We start from the raw sequence: 22,404 nt of genomic DNA, 5'->3' as shown, positions 1-22,404 counted from the left end.
CGTGTTGGTCGACGGCGAGGTCGATGGCGGCTTGGGTGTTCTCGGGTGCCATGCCGGAGGAGCCGCGGTGCGCGATGGCGTCCGGCCGGCCGTGGGTGTGCTCGTCGGCGTGGGTGGCCGTCGTCGTCGTTGCCAGGGCCAGACCGCTCAGCACCGCCACGACCACACCGACGCGCCTGTTGCTCGCATGCTTCACTACAGCCTCCCGCGATCGAATGACTTCCTGGAGGCTGTCGGACGGTGGTTACGGGAAACCTGCCGTGGTCTGGCGGTGCCGGGATCAGCCGGTGGACCGGAACGGTGAACCGGCTGATCCGAGGCCGAAGGGGCGATTACGCGCATGCGCGCCCGTCCACCCGCGCGAACGGGACGCCGCGAAAGGGGCGTTGATCAGCGACGGAGCCGATCAACCGCGACGACACCCGTCACCTGCCGAGGATGCCCTCGGGCAGCAGCGACTGCGGCGACGTGGCCGGGTGGCCGATCTCCAGCGTTCCGAGGAGACTGTCCAGGAGAGGTCCGCCGGGAACCCCGGCGGACGGGCCGGGCGCGGGGGCCGCCTCAGCGGCAGGAGCGGACGCCAGGAGAGCGGTGGCCATGACGGATGCACAGGCAAGCTTCTTGATCATGTCCGCCTTAACGAACGACGGCCCGCGGAGCAACGCTCGCCGTCAGCCGACTGGCCCAGTCGGACTCACACGAGACCCCATCGTGCCACCGACCGATCGCGCGATCTGCTGCCCCGTGGCGCCGGGACCGTCACCGGCGCCGACAGCATCCTCGCGGCGACCGTCGACCGGGGTCATGCGGGACACGGGCCTGGCAGGCCTCCCGGCTCTCGAGCCCTGACCACCCCGGATCACCCTCGGCACTTACCTCCGGGGTAATCGACCGCTCTGCCGTCCCCCGGCAGGATCAAGCGCGTCGACGGGAACCCCCGCCGGACCCGGCCGCAGCCGCGAGGAGAGCACCATGACCGTCAAGCCCACCGCCACCGCGCCGAGTTCCGCGAGCACCGCGGGTTCGGTCGCCGAGGAAACCCGTGCCGTGGTGCAGGACTTCCTCGCCGCCCGCATCGCCGGGAACACCGGGCGGCTCGTCGACCTCTTCGCCGACGAGGTCGACTGGCTGCTCGCCGACAACCCCGCCGTTCCGTGGATCCGGCCGCGGTCCACGGCCGCCGAATGTGCCGCGCAGTTCACGGAGTTGATGGAGCACACCGTGCCCGAGGACGCGCGGGCCGCACTCGACACCTTTCTCGTCGACGGCACCGACGCCGTCCTGATGGGTCACCTGTCGGGAACCGTACGCGTGACGGGAAAATCCTTCGAGGGCCCGTTCGCCCTCCGCCTCACCGTCGAGAACGGCCGGATCACCCGCCACCACCTCTACGAGAACAGCCTGTCCATCGCAGAGGCCTGCGCCCCGTAGGGCGTGTGGACCTTGACGGTGCGGTGCGGTGCGGTGCGAGGGCGGAGGGCCACTGTGCCGAGCCCGGTGAGCCCGTCGGCGAGCGCGTGTACGAGCTGCTGAGGGGTGAACGCCCCGGCCCCTGGCCGCGCCCCGAGGCTTAGCTGCGTGTGTACCTGGAAACGACTACTCCCGAACGGTCGTCGCAACGACGGTCGGCCGACACGGGGAGGGGTCTTTCGTGGATGTGCCCTTGTATCTGAGGCCGCGGGTGGAACCACCGCTCGCCTCACTGCTGGGGGCCGTACCATTCCTGCACTCGCTGGTCGACTCGCTCGGCTCCCCGCTCAACGTGCTGCTCCCCGAGTCCGTCGCCGCGAACGCCGAACGCTTCCGGGCCGTCTACCGCCGCCACCACCTCGCCGGGCGGGTGTACTTCGCGCACAAGGCGAACCGGTCCAGCGCCCTGGTGCGGAGACTGGCGGCCGAGGAGCCGGCCGCCGTCGGCGTCGACGTCGCCTCGCTGGAAGAACTGCGGCACGCCTTGAGCTGCGGCTTCACCGGGGATCGTGTCATGGCCACCGGTCCCAAGGACCCGGGGTTCCTCTGGCTGGCGGCCCGCGTGGGAGCGACGGTGAACCTGGACTCGCTCCGCGAGCTGGAACAACTCGCCGGGCTGGTACGCGAGCACGGCCTCTCCCGGGTCGACGTGCTGGCGCGCCTGTCCGGGTTCGAGTCGGCCGCCGGCCACGGGGGAGGAGCGGGCACCCGGATGCTGTCGCGCCGCAGTCGCTTCGGCACCCCGGCGCAGGACGTGGAGGCGCTCCTGACGGCCGTGGAGCGGCACGCGGACGCCGTCGAGCTGACGGGTCTCTCCTACCACTTGGACACCACGGGACTGGAGGAGAAGGGCCGGGCCCTGGAGCAGTGCGTGCTGCTCATGGACCGGTGCCGGGCGCGGGGTCTGGCACCGCGGGCCGTCGACATCGGCGGCGGATTCGGTGTCGGCTACGTCGCCGACGCCGAGGAGTGGCAACGCTGGACGACCGCGCTCAGCGAGGCGGTCCTCGGCGGCCGCCCGCCCCTGACCTGGCGTGGCCACGGCTACGGGCTGCGCAACGAGGGCGGCACGGTGCGCGGCTCCGTCGCGCTGTACCCCGGCCACCGCCCCGACGCCGGCCCCGGCTACCTCGACGAACTCCTCTCGCTCCCCGCACCGGTGCTGGGCCGGGGGCCGGGCGCCCTCCTGCTGGAGCACCTCCACGACCTCCACATCGAACCCGGCCGTTCCCTGGTCGACCAGTGCGGGCTGTCGCTGGCCCGCGTGCTGGACGTGCGCCGCACGGGCGAGGACTCGGACCCCTACCTGGTACGGCTCGGCATGAACGCCGGGGACGTGAGCCTGGAGGAGCACGGAGTCCTCGTGGACCCCGTACTCCTGCCGCGCGGCGAACCGGAGAGGGACGACAAGGACGACAGGGACCACAAGGGCGACGAGGGGCCGGTCGGAGTCCATCTCGTCGGCAACCTCTGCCTGGAGGCCGACCTGATCACCCGCCGCCTGGTGTTCCTCCCCAGGCTGCCGCGCGCCGGCGACCTGCTGGCCTTCGTCAACACCGCCGGGTACGCCATGGACTTCCACGCCCACCACGCGCAACGGCAGCCCCTCGCCCGGACGGTGGCGGTGGAGAAGGAGGGTGACGTCTGGCGCTGGTGCCTGGACGAGGACTACTGGCCGATCACACACCCGGGGGGAAAGCCCGCATGAGGTACGACAGCATCACGGAGGCCATCGGCAACACACCGCTGGTGCGCATCGACCCCGCCGTGCACGGGCTGCGCAACATCGACCTCTACGCGAAGCTGGAGATGCTCAACCCGTTCGGCTCCGTCAAGGACCGGCCCGCCTGGCACATGGCGCGCCCCCACCTGGAGGGCGCGTCCGAGGACGAGGGGACGGTCGTGGAACTCTCCAGCGGGAACACGGCCAAGGCGCTCGCCCTGCTGGCCGGCATGCACGGGCTGAGGTTCAAGAGCGTCACCAACCGGATGCGCGTACCGGAGATCAAGGAACTGCTCCTGCTCCTCGGCGCCGAGATCGAGGAGCTGCCGGGGCGCAGCGAGTGCCTCGACCCGACCGACACGGACGATCCGCTGACCCACTTCCACCGGACGCTCTCGGACCCGGGAAGCACGTACCTGCACACCGACCAGTACTTCAACCCGCGCAACGTCGAAGCGCACGCGGAGGGCACCGGGCCCGAGATCGTCAAGGACCTGGACGGGCGGGCGCCGGACTGGTTCGTCGCCTGCGTGGGCACGGCCGGTTCGTCGACCGGTGTCGCCGGGGTGCTGCGCGAACACGACCCGGAGGTGCGGGTGCTCGGACTGGTCGCCCACAAGTCGGACTTCATCCCCGGCATCCGCACCATCGACGAGGTCCATCAGGTCGGCCTGTTCGATCCGGCGACGTACGACACGATCGAGTCCGTCACCTCGGGCGAGGCCATCGACGGGATGCTCACCCTCATCCGCCGCTGCGGACTGCTGACGGGACCGACCGGCGGCGCCGCCTACCAGGGTGCGGTGCGGCACCTGCGGGACGCCGACGCGGCACTGGAGGGGTCGGGGCGCCGCGAGACCGCGGTGTTCATCGTGTGCGACCGGGCGGAGAGCTACCTGAGTTACGTGCGCGCACGCCGCCCCGAGCTGCTCGGCAGGGCGAGCCGCGGGCCCACCCTCGCGACGCTCACCGAGGACGACGTGCGGGCGGACGCCCGGTCCGCGGCGGTGGACGAGGCCCGCCGCTGGATCGCCGAGGGTGATCCCCGGCCGCTCGTCGTCGATCTGCGCGGCCCGCACGCCTACGCCGCCCTGCACATCGAGGGCTCGGTCAACATCGTCGACGAGCTGTTCGAGGAACTCGTCCGCGGCGGGCTCCCCTTCAGCAAGCGGACACCGGTACTGCTGGCCTGTCCCGTCGGCGAGAGGTCGCTGCGCTACGCCGCCCTGCTGGCCCGCATGGGGCACCCCGACGTGCGAAGCCTGGCCGGCGGGATCGTCGCGTGGCGGGACGCGGGCGCGCCGCTGGTGCGCGAATGAGCGCGGCGCTCTGGCAGCGGGAACTGAGGGAGCAGTTCCCCATCGTCACCGCACATCCGGAGTCGGCCTACCTCGACAGCGCGGCGACGTCCCAGAAGCCGCGGGCCGTACTGGAGGCCGTCCTGACCTACCTGACGACGTCGAACGCCAACGCGGGCCGCGGCGCCTACCCCTGGGCCAACCGGACCACGGAGCTGGTGGAGGAAACCCGTGAGCGGGTCAAGGAGTTCCTCGGCGATCCGGAACCGGGCCACTCCACCGTCCACTTCACCAGCGGCACCACCGAGGGCCTGCGCGCCGTCGCCCGCGACTGGCTCGTGCCGTACCTCACCGACGGCGACGAGATCCTCGTGCCGTTCGCCGACCACCGGGCCAACCTGGACCCCTGGCTCGAAGCGCAGCGGCTGCTGGCCGCCCGCGGCGTTCGCGTACACCTGCGCGCGCTGCCGTACCAGGCGGTCTCGGGCGACTACGACCATCGTGCCCTCGGCGACCTCATCGGTCCGCGGACCCGCTTCGTGGCCGCCACACACGTCCACCACGTCTACGGCGGCGACATGAACGTGCACCGCATCCGCGCCGCGGTCGGCCCGGAGGTGCCGATCTGCCTGGACGCGGCCCAGAGCGTCGGCCACCTGCCCGTCGACCTGGCCGACCCCGCGCTCGACGTCGACTTCGTGGTCTTCTCGGGGCACAAGGCGATGGCCCTGCCGGGTTCGGGAGCCGTCTGGGCGCGCAACGCACGGGGACCCGGATTCCGGCCGGCCGGCTGGCAGGGCACGCCCAACACCGCGGGCATCGCGTCGCTGAGGGCCGCGCTCGACTGGCTCGACGCCGCCGGTCCCGAACGGATCGCGGGCTGGACGGCCGGCCTCACGACCCGGTTGACCGACCGGCTGAGACACCTCGACGCGTACGAGATCCTCGGCTGCCCCACCAGCCTGGCCGCCGACTCCGCGCTTCCCGCGGCCCAGCGCCGCCACGGCATCGTCACCTTCCGGCACCACGACATCCCGTCGGACGACCTCGGGTTCATCCTCTACAGCCACGGCCTCATGGTGCGGGCCGACAGCCTCTGCCAGGCCGGCGCGGGGGAGAAGGACGGGTCGGTGCGGGTGAGCCTGCACGTCTACAACACGGAGGAGGAGATCGACCGCCTGCTCGCCGTACTGGCGTCATTGGTGTGAAGGACGAGCGATATGGCAAGTGATAACCGTTTCCACCTGTAGATTCGGTCGCGTCCACTACGGGTGAGGAACGGAAGAGGTGGCGCAACCAGATGGGCATCAGCATGGCGGTGGCCAGGACGTGGGTGGAGCGCTGGGAGCGACAGCAGCAGCGCTACGCCGTGGACCGCGAGGAACGGTTCACGGTGATCATGGATGTCGTCGAGTACGTCACGGCCGGCCGTCCCCGGCCGCTCCTGCTCGACCTCGGCTGCGGCCCGGGCTCCCTGGCCGCCAGACTCGTCGACCGGCTGCCGGACGCGGAGATCGTCGCCGCCGACATGGATCCGCTGCTGCTGGAACTGGGGCGGACCCACCACGCGGACGCCGCCCGCTACGTCGACACCGTGATCGGAGCCGACGGCTGGACCGACGCCCTCGGGCTGGAGCGTTCCCTGGACGCCGCCGTGTCGACGACGGCCCTGCACTACCTCCCCGAGCCGGTACTGCTGGACACCTACCGTCGTCTCGCCGCGCTGCTGCGCCCCGGCGGGGTACTCGTCAACGGCGACCACTTCCCGCCCGGCGAGGCACCGTGCTCGGACATCACCGGCCACGTGGGTCGCCGTCGTGCCGAGCGGACGGGCGGTCACGCCCACGAGGACTGGCGGGAGTGGTGGACCGCGGCGGCCCGGGACCCCGAACTCGCCGACCTGTTCGCCGAGCGCGCCCGGCGCCACGCGGCCCGCGAGGGGAGCGGGGCCGGTGAGGATCTCGCGGTGGACCGCCACACCGAGTTGCTGCGCCTCGCGGGTTTCCGCCATGTCGCGCCGGTCTGGCAGTTCGGCGACAGCGCCGTGCTGGTGGGGGTCAAGGGCGGCTGAACCCTGGCCGGTTCAGAGGGCGAGGCTCATCAGGATCTCGTCACGGTCGTCACCGGGGGCCACGCGCAGCACACCCGGCCATCGGCCGATCTCGGTCCAGCCGGCCCTGCGGTAGAAGTCCTCGAGCCCCAGGCCGGCCCGCGCGGTGAGCCGCAGTCTCTCCATGCCCATCTCGTCGCGGGCGATCCGCGGGAGGCGGCGCATCAGGGCGGCACCGACGGCCATGCCGCGGAAGCGGATGTGCGTCTGAAGGTGGTTGACCGTTCCGCAGTGCGCGGCGAGAGGGTGCGGCTCGCGGCGCAGGAGTACCCAGCCCGCGAGTGCGCCGTCGACGGTGGCCAGGAGGATCCGGCTGCGCTGCGGAGCGAGCCCTGCGACGATCTCGTCCAGTGCCGGTCCGACCTCCGGCGAGGACGCCGGGGGCAGTGGACAGCCCATGGGGATGACCGCGCCTCCGGCTTCGATGACCGCCGTCCAGCAGTCCCTCAGATCCCGGCGCAGGGCCGGGGTGGCATCCTGCGCCCGGACGATCTGCGCGAACGCGGGTGCGGGCACCGCTTCGTGAGCTGTCACGTCCGCCAGTCTGCCAGTCCGCCCCCGGATACGCTCGCACGCCGCTGCTACGGGCGGATCCGGCTCGTCTCCGCCGGCCGGGGCGACAACCCGCCCGACGGCATGACAGCGCGTGAGTCGCGCCTGCCGGGGAAGGAGTTCCGCACCGCACGCAGCGTGCCCTTCGCCCATGTCCGGCTGCTTCCGCTGGAACGCGTCCCGTGAACAGCCGCTGCCACCACAGTCCGCCGCTTCGATCAGCGCGGGGAAGGCCAGACGAAGATCTCGGTGCCCGGCTGACGCTCGGAGAACCGGCCGCACGGCGAGGTCTCCAGGAGCAGCCCGCGCAGGTCCGCCTCGAAGGCGCCGAGATCCGCTCCGAACAGGTGCGGCGCGGAGTACGACATCGAGAAGACCCCGGCGACGACGTCGGCACACGTGCGTTCCAGCGCCTGTCCGCCGGGGACGACATGGCGACGGGGTTCGGAGAAGCCCGCCCGGGTCAACACCGCTGCCTCACCGCCGGGCGTTCCCTCCGGCAGCGTTCCCCGGCCGGCTCGCCGGACCGGCCCCAGACAGCGCCTGACCAGCTCTGCGATCGCGGCGTGGGGAATCGCCGGATACGGCAGACCCTCGGTGCTCCGGACCTCGCCTTTCAGGTCCGAGATGTGCACCAGGGCCCCACCGGGCCGGAGCATGTCCCTGATGGCCGCCGCCACCGCGTCGCGGTCCATCCAGTGAAACGACTGGCCGAAGGTCGCGACGGTGAACGTTCCCAGGCCTGCGGGCAGTTCCTCGGCGCGGGCCCGCACCCATCGCGCCTTGTCGGCCACTCCCCGCCGGGCGCCTTCACGGGTGGCTTCGGCGATCATCTCGCCGTCCGGGTCCACACCGACGACCTCGCTGAACAGACGGGCCAGCATCAGGGCGAGGGTTCCCGGCCCGCACCCCACGTCGACCAGCCGCCCTCGCCCGTCGAGGTTCAGCACCTCGGTGAGCACGTCCACCAGCCCGGGGGCGTAGGGAAGCCTCCCGCGCCGGTAGTGGGCGGCGGTGCCCGCGAACAACATGTCGTCCCACTCCCAGCCGGCGCTCACGTCCGCCCACCACCTCTCCTGGAATCCGCGACCACCCGGCCGCACCGCGACGAAGGCTCCGCGGGTGTCGGGGTCATCATCGGCGACCGGGCCCGCGCCCGTGCGATCCGCCCGCATGCTGCCGTTGCGCCCGTCTCGCGCCCTGTCCCGCTTCCTGCCCTCACCGCACGCTCGTCTCCATGGGGGATACACACGAACCGAGTCTCTTCCCGGTACCCGGACCCGACAGCCACCGGCAGCCGCCCGTCGATGCCCCACGACCCTGGGAGAGCGTCGACCGGGGGCAGGCCGCCCGCGACGGCGCCACCGGGCCCGAACCGCCGTCCCGGCCGATCTGTCCGCACTGCGGCCTGGCCGGCGAGCGCCGTCTCACCTACACCGGTCAGCACGTCCTGCTCGAACCCCTGCCCGCCATCTCCGCTCACCTCGTCCCCGGCGGCCACCGCTGGCACATCGACTCCGGCGGGCAGGCCTGGAACAGCGGTCTGGAGGAGCCTCCGCCCGGCACCACTTGCCGCGTCCCTCACCAACTCGCGTGCCCGGGCCTCACCCTGGACGAGATCAAGCCGTGGCGATGGCTGGACGCGGTGCGCGAGGAGAACGCGCGCCGGGCGCGGCGGCAGGCGGAGGAGGACGGCTTCCCGGGGGCGCTGCCCGACGCGGGCTGACAGGAGGAGACAGCGGCCGGCGGTCGCCGCCCCCCGGCTGCCGGGAGACCCAGGGTGCCCTCGGCCGTGCCGCCGCAGATGCTGAAGCCTGCTGTGAGGTGAGCAGAGCCGGTGGTGGCGGTGCTCGTGTCGGCACCGTCGCCGCTGGAGTCCGGGGAGGCGGACCGCGTCGCCGCCTCCGACATTACGACCGCCGGTGTCCGGACCGCGTCGCCGCCTCCGACAGCACGACTACCGGTGTCCGGACCGACCCCGCCGGCGCGGCAGGTGGCCGACAAGCTCCGTCTGCTCGAGCGGGCGCGCGAGATGCCGCCCGAGGCTCCGTGGCCGGGGGAGGCCCACGACCCTCCCCCGCCCGCCTCCGGTGGCCGGTGAGTCTCCGCGTCGACGCGCCAGCTAGCCCAACCAGGTCACATCCCCGCCCAACCCTCCCTCGGCCGGTGCGTCCACATGACCGGCGCGGGCCCCTCGGACGATGTTGGTGCCAGGTGTGCCGCGCCGTGGGTCGCGTCGGCACCGGACAGGTACGAGCGAGGGAGCCTGCGATGCCGGAACTGTTCATCGACGGCGAGTGGACGGGCGCCGTGGGCGGCGCGCGGAGGGACGTGATCAACCCCTTCGACGCGTCCGTCATCCAGCAGGTCGACGACGCCGACGAGGCCGACGTCGACCTGGCCGTACGAGCCGCCCGGCGGGCCTTCGACCGGGGCGACTGGCCGTCGGCACCCACCCGGGAGCGAGCCGACGTGCTGCTCAGGGTGTCGCGGTTCCTCCTGCGCGACCAGGAGGAGATCGCCCGGGTCGAAACCCTCGACACCGGCAAGACGCTCGCCGAGGCACGCATCGACGTCGAGGACGTCTCGAACGCGTTCCGCTACTTCGCCGAGATCGCCGACAAGGACGGCGGCCGGGTGGTGGACGTAGGCCCCGATGTGCTCAGCCGGGTCACCTACCACCCCCTCGGCGTCTGTGCCCTCATCGCACCGTGGAACTACCCGCTGCTTCAGGCCTCCTGGAAAGTGGCCCCGGCCCTGGCGGCGGGCAACACCCTCGTGCTCAAGCCCAGCGAGACGACGCCGCTGTCCACGATCCACATGATCCGGCTGATCACGGAGGCGGGAGCGCCGCCCGGGGTCGCGAACCTGGTGCTGGGGCCCGGCGGCACCGTGGGCGCGGCGATGTCCTCCCACCCCGAGGTGGACCTGGTCTCCTTCACCGGCGGCCTGGCCACCGGGCGCCGGATCATGGAGGCGTGCGCGCCGGGCGTGAAGAACCTCGCCCTGGAGCTCGGCGGCAAGAACCCCAACGTGGTCTTCGCCGACTGCGACTTCGACGCGGCCGTCGACCACGCCCTGGAGGCCTCGTTCCTGCACTCGGGGCAGGTCTGCTCGGCCGGCTCGCGGCTGCTCGTGGAGGACGGCCTGCACGACCGGTTCGTGGAGCGGCTCGCCACCCGCGCGCAGGCCATCCGGCTCGGCAGCGGGCTCGAACCGACGACCGAGAGCGGGCCGCTCAGCTCCGCGGAACACCGGGCGAAGGTCGAAAGCTACCTGGAGATCGCCGCCGGCGAGGGCGCCCGCCTGGTCTGCGGCGGCCGGCGCCCGGACGACCCCGAGCTGTCGTCCGGCTTCTTCCTGCTGCCCACGGTCTACGCCGACTGCGACCGCTCCATGCGCATCGTGCAGGAGGAGGTCTTCGGCCCGGTCGTCACCGTGGAACGCTTCCGCACCGAGGAGGAGGCCGTCGAACTGGCCAACGACACCCGCTACGGCCTGGCCGGCGGCGTGTGGACGAACGACGCGAGCCGCGCCCAGCGGGTCGCGGGCCGGCTGCGGCACGGCACGGTCTGGATCAACGACTTCCACCCCTACGTGCCGCAGGCCGAGTGGGGCGGCTTCGGCCGCTCCGGCTTCGGCCGGGAACTCGGACCCACCGGCCTGCGCGAATACCAGGAGGCCAAGCACATCTACCAGAACCTCAGGCCGGCTCCCTCCGGCTGGTTCAAGGGCTGAACGGGCAGGGCGAGAGAGAAGGCGACGCGATGGACGACGAGACGACGACCTACGACTACGTGATCATCGGCGGCGGCACGGCCGGCTGCGTACTGGCCGCCCGGCTCAGCGAGGACCCGGCCTGCCGCGTGTGCGTGGTGGAGGGCGGACCCAGCGATGTCGGCGACGAACGGATCCTGCGACTGCGTAACTGGATCAACCTGCTCGGCTCCGAGTTCGACTACGGCTACACCACCGAGGAGCAGCCGCGTGGCAACTCGCACATCCTGCACTCCCGTGCCCGCGTGCTCGGCGGCTGCTCCTCGCACAACACGCTGATCAGCTTCCTGCCGTTCCCGCAGGACCTCGACGAGTGGGTGGAGCGCGGCTGCACCGGCTGGGAACCGGACACGATCCTGCCGTACCGGACACGGCTGCAGAACACGATCGTGCCCGTCGGCGCCGCCGACCGCAACGCGATCGCCGAGGACTTCGTCACGGCGGCCACCACCCGGCTCGGCGTCCAGCGCGTCGAGGACTTCAACGCCCGCCCCTTCACCGACGGAGCCGGCTTCTTCTCCCTCGCCTACGACCCGGAGACCAACACCCGCTCCTCCGCCTCCGTCGCCTACCTGCACCCCGTACTGGACCGCCCGAACCTGACCCTGCGCCTGGAGACCTGGGCCTACCGGCTGCAGCCCGACAGCGAGGGCCGCTTCACCCGCGTCCTGGTCCGCAACCCCGACGGCTCACTGTCGACACTGGAGGCGGACGCCGAGGTGCTCCTGTGCGCCGGAGCGATCGACACACCCCGGCTGCTCATGCTCTCCGGCATCGGCCCGGCCGGCCAACTGCGGGACCTGGGCATCGAGGTCCGCGCCGACCTGCCCGGGGTGGGTGAGAACCTGCTGGATCATCCCGAGTCGGTGATGGTGTGGGAGACCCGTGAACCGCTTCCGCCCAACTCGGCCATGGACTCCGACGCCGGGCTCTTCCTGCGCCGCGACCCGGCGGGCGGTCCGCGTCCGGACCTGATGTTCCACTTCTACCAGGTGCCGTTCACCACCAACACCGAACGGCTGGGCTACCCCGTCCCCGAGCATGGCGTCTGCATGACCCCGAACGTGCCACGCGCCCGGTCCGTCGGCCGCATGTGGCTGCGCAGCGCCGACCCGGACGTCAAACCGGCCCTGGACTTCCGCTACTTCACCGACCCGGACGGGCACGACGAGCGCACGATCGTCGACGGCCTGCGCATCGCCCGCGAGGTGGCGTCCACCGCCCCGTTCAGCGACTGGCTGCTGCGGGAGGTGGCGCCGGGGCCGGACGTACGCTCCGACGCCGACCTGTCCGAATACGGACGCCGCGCCGCACACACCGTCTATCATCCCGCCGGGACCTGCCGCATGGGCGCCGAGGACGATCCCATGGCGGTGCTCGATCCCCAGCTGCGGCTGCGTGGCCACGACGGGCTGCGGATCGTGGACGCGTCCGTCTTCCCCACCATGCCGACCGTCAACCCGATGCTCACCGTACTGCTCGCCGCCGAACGCGCGGCGGACCTCATCACCGCCCGGCCGGCTCCGCGGCCGCCGGCCGTGCAAGGCTAGACGCGATGACGGCCCCCCGGAACGCCGGGCGGCCCCGCGCACGGACACCGACGGTGGGCAGCAGGACTTGGAGTTCCGCAAGGAGAGGGGACCGTGGGCGGACTTCGGCCTGGGCGTCCTCTTAGACGACCACGGGACCGCCGGCGACGTCCACGACACGCTCGGCGAGGCCCGGCGCACGGGTGGTGATGGCCGTCGTCCTCATCTCCTCCCTCTCCTGCACCATTAGTGCGCAGGCCGCGGCCGACCGGCTGATTCCAGAGGGTCGTCCCGGCCGCCCTGCGAGCCCGCGTCAAAGGCGGGAAACCGAGCGGCGAGTATCGGCTGGGCCGGTGGGGCCTGCCGGTGAACGCCGGGGCGCGCGCCTACGGAGTCTTCGCGATCGTCAACATCTCCTGGCACCGCGCCCACGGCGTCCCCTGGTACGGCGACTGGATCGTGCGGCTCAGCGGGGGAGTGGTGGCCGTGGGTCTCCCGTACATGTTCACCGCGCATCACTACGGACGCGGCGACGCACCTTCGGGCCACGCGATCCCCGACCGGTCGCGGTCGCCGGAGTCCCGGCGGAGAACCGGTGGCCGACGTCAGGACGACTCGCGCACCACCAGCTCGGTCGGCAGGGTCATCTGCTGTCGTGACGCACCGTGCTGCGTGATGTCGGTGAGGATGCGGGCCATGGCCCGGCCCAGTTCCTCCACCGGCTGACGCACCGTCGTCAGAGGCGGGTCGGTGTGGCGGGCGAGGATGGAGTCCTCGAATCCCACGACGGCGACATCACCGGGAACCCGCCGCTTCCGCCGGCGGAGTTCGGACAGGGCGCCGACCGCCATGAGGTCGGAGGCGGCGAAGACGGCATCCAGGTCCGGGGCGCGTTCAAGAAGCAAACGCATGGCGCGGCGTCCGCTCTCCTCGCTGAAGTCGCCCGCCTCGGCCAGGAGTTCCTCCGCGGGCACCCCTGCCTCCTCGTGCGCGGCGTGCCAGCCCGCGAGCCGGCTGCGGCCGACGTCCATGTCCAGTGGTCCGGAGATGGTGGCGATCCGCCTCCTGCCGCTGTCCAGCAGGTGCCGAACGGCCGCGGTGGCCCCGCCGGCGTTGTCGGAGTTGACGTAGCTCAGCCGCTCGCCCGCGTCGCGGCGGCCGGCCAGCACGGTGGGCAGGCCCATCTCCTCCAGCAAGCCCGGCAGCCGGTCCTCGGCGTGCACGGAGACCAGAAGAACGCCGTCCACACGGCGGGTCGCCACCGACTCCGTCAGCTGGTCCCGCTCGGCCTGGTCGCGGACGAGCATCAGCTGCAACTGCGTCCGGCTCTCGGCGAGAGCGCCGCTGACGCCGCGGATCAGCGCGGCGAAGAACGGTTCCGAGCCGAGCCGGCTCTCCGATTCCGGGATCACCAGGGCCACGGCGTTGGTGCGGTTGGTCACCAGGCCGCGGGCGACCGAGTTGGGTACGTAGTTGAGCTCCTTGATCGCTGCGAGGACCCTGGCGCGTGCGTCGGCACTGACCAACTCCGAGCCGTTGACGACGCGGGAGACCGTGGTGCGGCCCACGCCGGCGCGGGCGGCGACCGTTTTGATCGTGGGACGGCGGTTGCCGGTCATGCACTCCCCCCTCGGCGGCCGCGGCGGCGGTGCCTACCGCGGAGATGACCTGCGGCAATTCTTGCAGACGCGGCCGTCGGCGGAGCACCCCCCGAGGCATGGCGGGCGAGTGCGGGGCCTGAAGTTCACCGCCGACTTGCGTTCAAGTCATTGACAGATGGGCTCGCTCCCACGAGTCTTCGATGCGCCGGTGGGAACGTGCCCACCAAAATTGGGCACGTTCCCAAACCCTGTCAGAGCCGCTGTAGTCGTCGCTGTGGTCATCACAGAACCCGTCACGCCGATGTGTCAGCGCCGTCGCTAGGAGGAGATCCATGGGCAGTCTCGGTTCGTTGCGCACAAGGGCGGTGGCCGCGGTCGCGGCCACCGGCGCGCTGGCACTCGTCGTGGGCTGCGGCAGCAGCGACGACTCGGTCACCGGCGGCGGCAAGAAGGACGGCAAGACCACCATCACCATGGGCCTGTACGGCGTGATGGGCATCAAGGAGACGGGCCTTCTCGAGCAGTACGAGAAGGAGAACCCCGACGTCGACATCAAGGCCGAGATCGCCGGTGACGAGCAGACGTACTACACCGCGTTGCAGACCAGGCTCGCCGCGGGCAAGGGCCTCAAGGACATCCAGGGCATCGAGATCGGCCGGGCCAAGGAGATCACCGAGACCCAGTCGGACAAGTTCGCGGACTTCTCCGAGATGTCGGGCACCGACCATTTCCTGCCGTGGAAGGAGTCCCAGATCAGCACCGAGGACGGCAAGGTGCTGGGCCTGGGCACCGACATCGGCCCGATGGCCGTCTGCTACCGCAAGGACTACTTCGAGAAGGCGGGCCTGCCCACCGACCGCGAGGAGGTCGCCAAGCTGTGGGAGGGCGACTGGAACAAGTACGTCGAGGTCGGCCGCACCTTCAAGAAGGACTTCAAGGGCGGCGACGTGGCCTACATGGACGCGGCCAGCGGCCTGTTCAACGCCATGGTCTACGGCTACCCCGAGCAGTACTACAACGACAAGGGCGAGCTGATCCACGACAAGAACCCGGCGGTCAAGGAGGCGTGGAACCTCGCCGCCGACGCCGGGGAGGACGGCCTGACGGCCAAGCTCCGTCAGTTCCAGCCCGGTTGGGACCCGGGACTGGCCAACGGCACGTTCGCCACCGCCGTGTGCCCGGCGTGGATGCTCAGCCACATCAGCGAGAAGGCCGGTGAGGCGAACAAGGGCAAGTGGGACGTCGCCCGGGCTCCCAAGGGCGCCAACTGGGGCGGCTCCTTCCTCGGCGTGATCGAGCAGAGCCCGGTGAAGGAGGAGGCCAAGAAGCTCGTCGCCTGGCTGACCGCGCCGGAACAGCAGGCCCACATCTTCAAGGAGATCGGCAACATCCCGTCCTCGCGTCAGGCACTGGAGAACGCTGATGTGAAGGGGGCCAAGTCGGAGTACTTCAGCGACGCGCCGATCGGTCAGATCTTCGGTGCGGCCGCCCAGGAGATCCCCGACAAGCAGGTCCTCGGCCGCAAGGACGGCACGATCAAGGACACCTTCTCCCAGGGCCTGGCCCTGATCGAGCAGGGCACCTCGCGTGACGAGGCGTGGCAGACCACCACGGAGCGCGTCGAGAAGGCGGTCGGCTGACCCACCGCCCCTGCTGCCGTCCGGGCCCGCCGGCGATCTGCCGGCGGGCCCTGGGCCCGGCCCACACATCCGCTTTTCAGGAAGGAAGTCCGGTGGCCACCTCCACCACCAAGGCCCTGGCCGGGGACGAGCCGCCAGGTCCGGCCCACAGGACGGGCGGCGGCACCGCCCGGCGGCGCGGCGCACTGCTGCACCGGCTGGACATCAAAGGCGCCCCGTACGCGTTCGTCGCGCCGTTCTTCGTCGTCTTCGCGGCGTTCAGCTTCTACCCCCTCGTCTACACCTCGTGGATCTCCCTGCACGACGTGGAACTGGCCACCCTCGACGTCATGGAGTGGGTGGCGTTCGACAACTACGTCGAACTCTGGGGCGACTCCCGGTTCTGGAACGCGCTGCGGAACACCATCACCATCGGCGTCATCTCCACGGTGCCGCAGCTGATGATGGCGCTCGGCCTGGCCCATCTGCTCAACTACCGGATGCGCGCCTCGCTGTTCTTCCGCGTCGCCTCGCTGGTCCCCTACGCCACCTCGGTGGCGGCCGCCGCCCTCGTCTTCACCATGATCTTCGAACGCGACTTCGGCATGATCAACTGGGCGCTCGGAACGGTCGGCATCGACCCGGTGAACTGGGAGGCCGACAAGTGGCCCGCCCAGGCCGCGATCTCCACCATCGTGATCTGGCGCTGGACCGGGTACAACGCCCTGCTCTACCTGGCCGCCATGCAGGCCATCCCGGCCGACCGGTACGAGGCGGCCTCCCTCGACGGGGCGTCCCGGTGGCAGCAGTTCACCCACGTCACCGTTCCCGGGATCCGCTCCACCATCGTCTTCACCATCGTGCTCTCCACGATCGGCGCCACCCAGCTGTTCGGTGAGCCGCTGATCTTCGGCCAGGGGCCCAACGGCATCACCGGTGGCGCGGACAACCAGTACCAGACGCTGGGCCTGCTGCTGTACGAGGAGGGCTGGAAGAACTACCAGATGGGCCGCTCGGCGACGGTCGCCTGGGCGATGTTCATGCTGCTCGTCCTCGTCTTCGTGGCGCAGCGCCTGATCCGGCGCCTGCGTTCCCGTACGTCCTGACCTGGAGTCGCCATGACCACCCAAAGCCTCCCGGCCCGGACGGACGCCCCGGCCCGGACCTCCGCCGACAAGCCGGCCGGCCGCCGGCTGCTGCGCCAGGGCGCGGGCCGCCAGCACCACGCGGGCCCGCTCGCCTACGTCCTGCTCGCCATCATGGCGATCCTGTCGATCTTCCCGCTCTACTGGACGATGGTGGCCGCCTCCACCGACAACACCCGGGTCAGCCAGACGCCGCCGCCGTTCCTGCCCGGCCCCAACCTGTTCAGCAACCTCGCCCGGGCCTGGGACGAGGCGGCGATGGGCAAGGCCATGGTCAACAGCCTCATCGTGGCCGGTGTGATCGCCCTGTCCACGGTGATGTTCGCGACGCTGGCCGGGTTCGCCTTCGCCAAACTGCGGTTCAAGGGCCGCAACGCCCTGCTCATGCTGGTGATCGGCACCATGATGGTGCCGCCGCAGCTCGGCGTCGTCCCCCTGTTCATGATGATGTCCGAGCTGGGCTGGTCGCAGCAGCTGCCCGCCGTCATCTTCCCCACGCTGGTGAGCGCCGTCGGGGTCTTCTTCATGCGGCAGTACCTGTCGGAGGCGCTGCCGGACGAACTCGTCGAGGCCGGACGCGTGGACGGGGCGCACTCGCTGCGGATCTTCTGGAGCATCGTGCTGCCCGTCGCGCGGCCCGCGATGGCGGTGCTGTTCATGATCACCTTCGTGCACGCGTGGAACGACTTCTTCTGGCCCTTCGTGGTGCTCGACATGACCAACCCGACGGTCCCGGTCGCCCTCACCCAGCTCAGCGCGGGATACGTCCGCGACCAGTCGCTGATCATGGCGGGTGCGCTGCTCGGCACGCTGCCGCTGCTGCTGATGTTCATCGTCTTCGGCCGGCAGATCGTCAGCGGCATCATGGCGGGCGCCGTCAAGGGCTGACCCGCCACGCGGCGGCCCGGCATCGGCCACCGGGCCGCACTCCACCTCCCCCGACCTCACAGGGCATTCGCGCGCTCGCGAACACTCCCACCTCGAAAGGACTTACGTGGTCACCGCAGCACACCAGACCGTGTCCGCCCCGGACGCCGCCCGTCCCTTCCCCAAGGGCTTCCTCTGGGGTTCCGCCACCGCCTCTTACCAGATCGAGGGGGCCGCTGCCGAGGACGGCCGTACGCCGTCCATCTGGGACACCTACGCCCGCACCCCCGGCCGGGTCCGCAACGGTGACACCGGTGACATCGCCACCGACCACTACCACCGATGGCGCGAAGACGTCGCCCTGATGGCCGAACTCGGCCTCGGTGCCTACCGTTTCTCCCTCTCCTGGCCCCGGATCCAGCCCACCGGGCGCGGCCCCGCCGTACAGAAGGGCCTGGACTTCTACCGGCGCCTCGTCGACGACCTGCTGGACAAGGGCATCCAGCCCGTCGCCACCCTCTACCACTGGGACCTGCCGCAGGAGCTGGAGGACGCCGGGGGCTGGCCCGAGCGCGCCACGGCCGAGCGGTTCGCCGAGTACGCGGCGCTCGCCGCGGACGCCCTCGGCGACCGGGTGAGGACCTGGACGACCCTCAACGAGCCCTGGTGCAGCGCTTTCCTCGGTTACGGCTCCGGTGTGCACGCCCCCGGCCGCACCGACCCGGTCGCCGCCCTGCGCGCCGCCCACCACCTCAACCTGGCGCACGGACTGGGCGTCCAGGCGCTGCGCGACCGTATCCGGGCCGACGCCCAGTGCTCGGTCACCCTCAACATCCACCACGTGCGCCCGCTCACCGACAGCGACGCGGACGCGGACGCGGTCCGCCGTATCGACGCCCTCGCCAACCGGGTCTTCACCGGCCCGATGGTGCAGGGCGTCTACCCGGAGGACCTGTTCAAGGACACCGCGGCGCTGACCGACTGGTCCTTCGTCCAGGACGGCGACCTGCGGCGGATCCACCAGCCGCTGGACTTCCTCGGCGTCAACTACTACACGCCCACCCTCGTCTCGGAGGCCGACGGCAGCGGGGCCCACACCTCGGACGGACACGGGAACAGCTCCCACAGCCCCTGGCCGGGGGCCGACCGGGTCGCCTTCCACCAGCCGCCCGGCCCCACCACCGCCATGGGCTGGGCCGTCGACCCCACCGGCCTGTACGACCTGCTGCGCCGGCTGACGTCCGACTTCCCGCGGCTGCCGCTGGTCATCACCGAGAACGGGGCGGCGTTCGACGACTACGCCGACCCCGCCGGACAGGTCAACGACCCCGCCCGCATCGCGTACGTGCGCGATCACCTGGCCGCCGTCCACCGGGCCATCGTGGACGGCGCGGACGTGCGCGGCTACTTCCTGTGGTCCCTGCTGGACAACTTCGAGTGGGCCCACGGCTACGGCAAGCGCTTCGGTGCCGTCTACGTGGACTACCCGACCGGCACGCGCATCCCCAAGGCCAGCGCCCGCTGGTACTCCGAGGTCGCCCGCACCGGCGTCCTGCCCGGCGCCTGACCCATGGGTCCGCCCCAGCCCGCTGCGCCGACGCAGCGGGCTGGGGCGGACCCGGTCACCGGTTCCTCAGTTGAGCGGGTCCAGCGTGAGCTGGGCCTGTGCCGGGTTGCCGTCGTGCACCAGCGACTCGTGGTGGCCGACGTCGTCGAAGGCGAAGGCGTACGCCTTTCCGTCGGCCATCCGGTCATGGATGATCCGGGCGTAGTGGTTGGTCACGGACTCCTTGTAGAAGTCGGCCGCCGAGGTGTCGGGCTGGTTGGGGTTGCTCAGCAGCGTGGAGCGGTTGAAGCCCGCGCACAGCGTGCGGGAGATCGGTCCCCGTACCTGGTCGTTGGGGGCGTCCAGCAGCCTGTGACAGCCGAAGACACTGGAGGCGTCGGGCTTCTGGAAGCTCGTGACGACCGCCCCGGCGCTGTTGCTGAAGTTCATGACACCGCCCGAGACGCGCCCGAAGTACCTGGTGCCGGGCTGGTCCGCGAACGGCGTGACGGTGAGCGTGGCCGACGTGTACTTCTGCCAGACGCGGTTGATGTAGTCGTCCAGGACCGATGCGGGCAGCGCCCCGGTCTCCAGTCCGTACAGGGGCGACAGTGCCCGCAGGACGGTGCCGTCGGACCGGGTCTGGATCAGCCCGCCCCAGCCGGGCTGCGCCCGCAGCGCGTTGAACACCGCGTTGTAGCCGCCTGCCTTGAGCCGTCCGGCGCTGGCCACGCTGCCGTCGGCGCGCTGGACGCCGACCGTGTAGGGCGCGGAGAACATGTCGACCTGTGTGCTGTTCAGCCACAGCCCGGAGTCGTTGAGCGTGTACTCGGACCAGTTGAACAGGATGTCGCGGTTGGGGTCGCTCGGGTTCTGCACGGCCGGTTGCACCAGGCCGCCCGTGGTCAGCCGGAAGTCGAGCTTCTGGCCGTACGAGAAGTAGATGCGTCCCGACAGCTTGGGGACGCGGATCGTCTTGGTCTGTCCGGCCGCCGGCCCGGGGATGGAGGCGTCCGGGGCCGGGGTCGGGGGATTGCCGCCGGCGGGCCAGGCGTGGAAGGCGCCGTTCGCATCGGCCCAGCCCTGTCGGCCCGTCGTCAGCGAGGTGCCCAGGTTGTAGATGTGGACCGGCTCGCCGCGGTTCGAGTTGTTGGTGATCTTAAGTGGGATGGTGGCGGGCACCGCGGCGTCCGCGGGTGGTGAGGCGCCGAACGTGAGCAGGGCGCCGGCCAGGCCTGTTGCCATGGCCACGGCGAGCAGACGGTGTGTGAGGCCTGAGAGCACTCTCCACCTCCGTGCGGGTGTGGGGGGAATTGGTCCGTACCGATTGTGAGAGCGCTCTCAGCGTTGCGCCGGGGCGCGTCCATGTCAATGAGTGGGGAGCGGCGGATCCGTGCCCGGCGCCCGCGACGGGCGGCACCGAGTCCGCCGCGGACGCTCCGAGCGCGCCCGTCAGCGGCGAAGGCGGGCGTTGAGCCTGACGACCGGGCTGTCGGTGAGGCGCGCGAGCTCGTCGTACCACTCGACGATCTGCGCCCAGCCGGTCTCCCCGGCGGTGGGCGCGTCCGCGTGGAGCGCCGCGATGGCGGCCTGGGCCTGGAACTCGCCCAGCCGGTCGCGGGCGAGGGCCGCCTGCAGTATCCGGACGCCTTCGGTGATCGACTCCGTGTCCCACCGGCCGCGGTCCTGCTCGGCGAGCGGCACCAGACCGCCGTCGGGCGCGGTCCGGGCGGCGCGCCGGGCGTGGTGGAGCAGCATCAGGGCGAGCAGCCCCGCCACCTCGGGATGGTCGATCGAGGCCGCCAGCCGCCGGGCGAGCCGGATGGCCTCAGCGGCGAGGTCGAGTCGCCGCGGTAGCCCTCGTTGAAGACCAGGTAGAGGACACGCAGCACGGTGGCGATGTCGCCGGGCCGGTCGAACCGCACGCCGGAGACGGTGCGCTTGGCCCGGCTGATCCTCTGCGCCATGGTCGCCTCGGGCACCAGATAGGCCTGGGCGATCTGGCGGGTGGTGAGGCCGCCGGCGGCGGGCGACGTCCGCCCGGGTCGCGTCGAGGAACCGGCGCCAGGCCACGGTGACCAGCCAGCTCTTCGCGTCCCGGGGCGGGTCGTCCGGCCAGACGCGGACCGCCTCGACCAGCGCGTCCTGTACGGCGTCCTCGGCCGCCGCGAAGTCGGCTCCGCGGCGGCCGAGGATCCCGAGCACGCTCGGAGTGAGGCTCCGGAGCAGTGTCTCGTTCATCTACGGGGTCACTCCGTGATCGTGGGCTGTACGCCGTGGAACGGGCCCAGCTCGAGCCACTCGTGGATCGGCTTCCCGCCCGCACCGGGGGCGGCCGACAGTTCCCCGGCCAGCTCGACGGCGCGCTCGTAGCTGTCGATATCGATCACCATCCAGCCGGCGATGAGGTCCTTGGTCTCGGCGAACGGGCCGTCGGTGGCCGGGCGCCGCCCCGTCACTCACAAGATCCGACTCTGTAGTGACGTACCTCGGCGGCTCCTCGCGGTACCGCCTCGGGCCACAGGCAGTCCAGGACCGAGGCGGACGGCGGGAAGAGCGCGGAGGGCACGGCTCGGCGGGCGAACCACTCCCAGCGCACGATCTTGTCCGGCTCGGTGACCCGGGGCGTACCCGTCGCCCGGCGGGTGACGGCTGCGGCTGTCACCCGCGTCAGCCCGCCCAGGCCGTCGACGAGAACCGCCAGTACCCGTACGTCCGTCGCCGGTACCGCGAGTCCGGTCTCCTCCGCCAGTTCGCGGGCGGCGGCCGTCTCGAAGTCCTCGCCGGTGTCGACCTTGCCACCGGGGAGCTCCCAGCGGCCGTCGTGGCCGAGGCCGAGCAGGACCCTTCCGGCGGGATCGAGGACGGCGAGGCCGACACCGGTCAGGCTGTGGGAGGAGGGGCGGACGCGCTCGGGGCGCTCGGGGCCGGGGGTACGAGAATGCACCGGGCCATTCCACACCGTGTCGGCCCGCGGAAGCCACCGCACGCGCGGCCTGCTTCGCGGTCAGCGCTGGGTGAGGGTCTGGGGGTAGTCGGTGATGATGCCGTCGACGCCGAGGGTGGTCATTTCGCGTATGGCGCCGGGTTCGTCGACGGTCCAGACGTTGATGTCCATGCCGAGTTGGTGGATGCGGTCGACGAGGTTCTGGTCGGTGACGGTGTGC

At 71.4% G+C, this 22,404-nt stretch carries 19 protein-coding genes and 3 pseudogenes; 12 read left to right on the top strand and 10 right to left on the bottom strand.

The features are described from left to right. Together ACIQ6R_RS36850 and ACIQ6R_RS36845 are read right to left on the bottom strand one after the other, a co-directional pair. Positions 1–196, bottom strand: a pseudogene (locus tag ACIQ6R_RS36850) (hydrolase); the annotation flags it as partial. A 229-nt stretch (positions 197–425) separates the two neighbouring features. Beyond that, on the bottom strand, positions 426–629 hold the full coding sequence (locus ACIQ6R_RS36845) for a hypothetical protein (protein ID WP_404182393.1): 204 nt from the start codon (positions 627–629) through the stop codon (positions 426–428). A gap of 343 nt (positions 630–972) precedes the next feature. On the opposite strand from ACIQ6R_RS36845, the gene ACIQ6R_RS36840 reads away from it, so the two are divergent. The 5 genes from ACIQ6R_RS36840 (at position 973) to ACIQ6R_RS36820 (ending at position 6,562) form a co-directional block, all read left to right on the top strand. Then, entirely contained in the window at positions 973–1,431 is a 459-nt protein-coding gene (locus tag ACIQ6R_RS36840) for a nuclear transport factor 2 family protein (RefSeq protein WP_404226395.1), read from the top strand. Positions 1,432–1,651: 220 nt separating this feature from the next. Further along, the gene (locus ACIQ6R_RS36835; RefSeq protein ID WP_404226394.1) at positions 1,652–3,178 is read left to right on the top strand and encodes a Y4yA family PLP-dependent enzyme; all 1,527 of its coding nucleotides are present in this window, start codon (positions 1,652–1,654) and stop codon (positions 3,176–3,178) included. After that, positions 3,175–4,512 carry a pyridoxal-phosphate dependent enzyme gene (locus ACIQ6R_RS36830; protein WP_404226392.1) on the top strand — a complete coding sequence of 446 codons (1,338 nt, stop codon included), beginning with the start codon at positions 3,175–3,177 and terminating at the stop codon, positions 4,510–4,512. Before ACIQ6R_RS36835 ends, ACIQ6R_RS36830 begins: the two co-directional genes overlap by 4 nt. Then, positions 4,509–5,699, top strand: a complete 1,191-nt coding sequence (locus tag ACIQ6R_RS36825) for an aminotransferase class V-fold PLP-dependent enzyme (protein ID WP_404226389.1) — start codon at positions 4,509–4,511, stop codon at positions 5,697–5,699. Before ACIQ6R_RS36830 ends, ACIQ6R_RS36825 begins: the two co-directional genes overlap by 4 nt. A gap of 92 nt (positions 5,700–5,791) precedes the next feature. Further along, the gene (locus tag ACIQ6R_RS36820) at positions 5,792–6,562 is read left to right on the top strand and encodes a class I SAM-dependent methyltransferase (protein ID WP_404226387.1); all 771 of its coding nucleotides are present in this window, start codon (positions 5,792–5,794) and stop codon (positions 6,560–6,562) included. Positions 6,563–6,574: 12 nt separating this feature from the next. Here ACIQ6R_RS36820 and ACIQ6R_RS36815 read toward each other — a convergent pair whose 3' ends face one another. Together ACIQ6R_RS36815 and ACIQ6R_RS36810 are read right to left on the bottom strand one after the other, a co-directional pair. Continuing rightward, positions 6,575–7,135 (bottom strand): GNAT family N-acetyltransferase, encoded by a 561-nt coding sequence (locus tag ACIQ6R_RS36815; RefSeq protein ID WP_404226386.1) that lies wholly within the window; start codon positions 7,133–7,135, stop codon positions 6,575–6,577. 236 nt (positions 7,136–7,371) lie between these two features. After that, complete coding sequence (locus ACIQ6R_RS36810; RefSeq protein ID WP_404226383.1) at positions 7,372–8,211, bottom strand: class I SAM-dependent methyltransferase; 840 nt, start codon at positions 8,209–8,211, stop codon at positions 7,372–7,374. Between the two features lie 179 nt (positions 8,212–8,390). Here ACIQ6R_RS36810 and ACIQ6R_RS36805 point away from each other — a divergent pair, with 179 nt between their 5' ends. The 3 genes from ACIQ6R_RS36805 (at position 8,391) to ACIQ6R_RS36795 (ending at position 12,480) form a co-directional block, all read left to right on the top strand. Continuing rightward, entirely contained in the window at positions 8,391–8,879 is a 489-nt protein-coding gene (locus ACIQ6R_RS36805; RefSeq protein WP_404226381.1) for a DUF6083 domain-containing protein, read from the top strand. 545 nt (positions 8,880–9,424) lie between these two features. Continuing rightward, positions 9,425–10,891, top strand: coding sequence for an aldehyde dehydrogenase family protein (locus tag ACIQ6R_RS36800; RefSeq protein ID WP_404226379.1), 1,467 nt, complete (start codon positions 9,425–9,427; stop codon positions 10,889–10,891). Positions 10,892–10,920: 29 nt separating this feature from the next. Further along, a complete protein-coding gene (locus tag ACIQ6R_RS36795; RefSeq protein WP_404226377.1) occupies positions 10,921–12,480 on the top strand; it encodes a GMC family oxidoreductase in 1,560 nt (519 codons plus the stop codon). 584 nt (positions 12,481–13,064) lie between these two features. On the opposite strand, the gene ACIQ6R_RS36790 is transcribed toward ACIQ6R_RS36795, so the two are convergent. Next, the gene (locus ACIQ6R_RS36790) at positions 13,065–14,078 is read right to left on the bottom strand and encodes a LacI family DNA-binding transcriptional regulator (RefSeq protein WP_404226375.1); all 1,014 of its coding nucleotides are present in this window, start codon (positions 14,076–14,078) and stop codon (positions 13,065–13,067) included. A gap of 314 nt (positions 14,079–14,392) precedes the next feature. Here ACIQ6R_RS36790 and ACIQ6R_RS36785 point away from each other — a divergent pair, with 314 nt between their 5' ends. From ACIQ6R_RS36785 to ACIQ6R_RS36770, 4 genes are all read left to right on the top strand, one after another. Beyond that, positions 14,393–15,700 carry an ABC transporter substrate-binding protein gene (locus tag ACIQ6R_RS36785; RefSeq protein ID WP_404226373.1) on the top strand — a complete coding sequence of 436 codons (1,308 nt, stop codon included), beginning with the start codon at positions 14,393–14,395 and terminating at the stop codon, positions 15,698–15,700. 92 nt (positions 15,701–15,792) lie between these two features. Continuing rightward, entirely contained in the window at positions 15,793–16,785 is a 993-nt protein-coding gene (locus ACIQ6R_RS36780; protein ID WP_404226371.1) for a carbohydrate ABC transporter permease, read from the top strand. A 12-nt stretch (positions 16,786–16,797) separates the two neighbouring features. Continuing rightward, entirely contained in the window at positions 16,798–17,712 is a 915-nt protein-coding gene (locus ACIQ6R_RS36775; RefSeq protein ID WP_404226370.1) for a carbohydrate ABC transporter permease, read from the top strand. A 106-nt stretch (positions 17,713–17,818) separates the two neighbouring features. Next, positions 17,819–19,258: a GH1 family beta-glucosidase gene (locus ACIQ6R_RS36770; RefSeq protein ID WP_404226369.1), complete on the top strand. Its 1,440-nt coding sequence runs from the start codon at positions 17,819–17,821 to the stop codon at positions 19,256–19,258. Positions 19,259–19,324: 66 nt separating this feature from the next. On the opposite strand, the gene ACIQ6R_RS36765 is transcribed toward ACIQ6R_RS36770, so the two are convergent. From ACIQ6R_RS36765 to ACIQ6R_RS36745, 5 genes and pseudogenes are all read right to left on the bottom strand, one after another. Next, positions 19,325–20,482 carry a glycoside hydrolase family 64 protein gene (locus ACIQ6R_RS36765; protein WP_404226398.1) on the bottom strand — a complete coding sequence of 386 codons (1,158 nt, stop codon included), beginning with the start codon at positions 20,480–20,482 and terminating at the stop codon, positions 19,325–19,327. Between the two features lie 225 nt (positions 20,483–20,707). Then, positions 20,708–21,478, bottom strand: a pseudogene (locus ACIQ6R_RS36760) (DUF6596 domain-containing protein); the annotation flags it as partial. 8 nt (positions 21,479–21,486) lie between these two features. Continuing rightward, a pseudogene (locus tag ACIQ6R_RS36755) lies at positions 21,487–21,690 on the bottom strand (YciI family protein); the annotation flags it as partial. A gap of 2 nt (positions 21,691–21,692) precedes the next feature. Continuing rightward, complete coding sequence (locus ACIQ6R_RS36750; RefSeq protein ID WP_404226367.1) at positions 21,693–22,184, bottom strand: NUDIX hydrolase; 492 nt, start codon at positions 22,182–22,184, stop codon at positions 21,693–21,695. A 60-nt stretch (positions 22,185–22,244) separates the two neighbouring features. Further along, on the bottom strand, positions 22,245–22,404 hold a 160-nt coding region (locus ACIQ6R_RS36745; RefSeq protein ID WP_404226397.1), incomplete at its 5' end, for a glycerophosphodiester phosphodiesterase.

It is taken from the genome of Streptomyces sp. NPDC096048, assembly GCF_044763415.1.
GTDB lineage: Bacteria > Actinomycetota > Actinomycetes > Streptomycetales > Streptomycetaceae > Streptomyces.
This window is presented reverse-complemented; position numbering and strand designations above follow the sequence as displayed.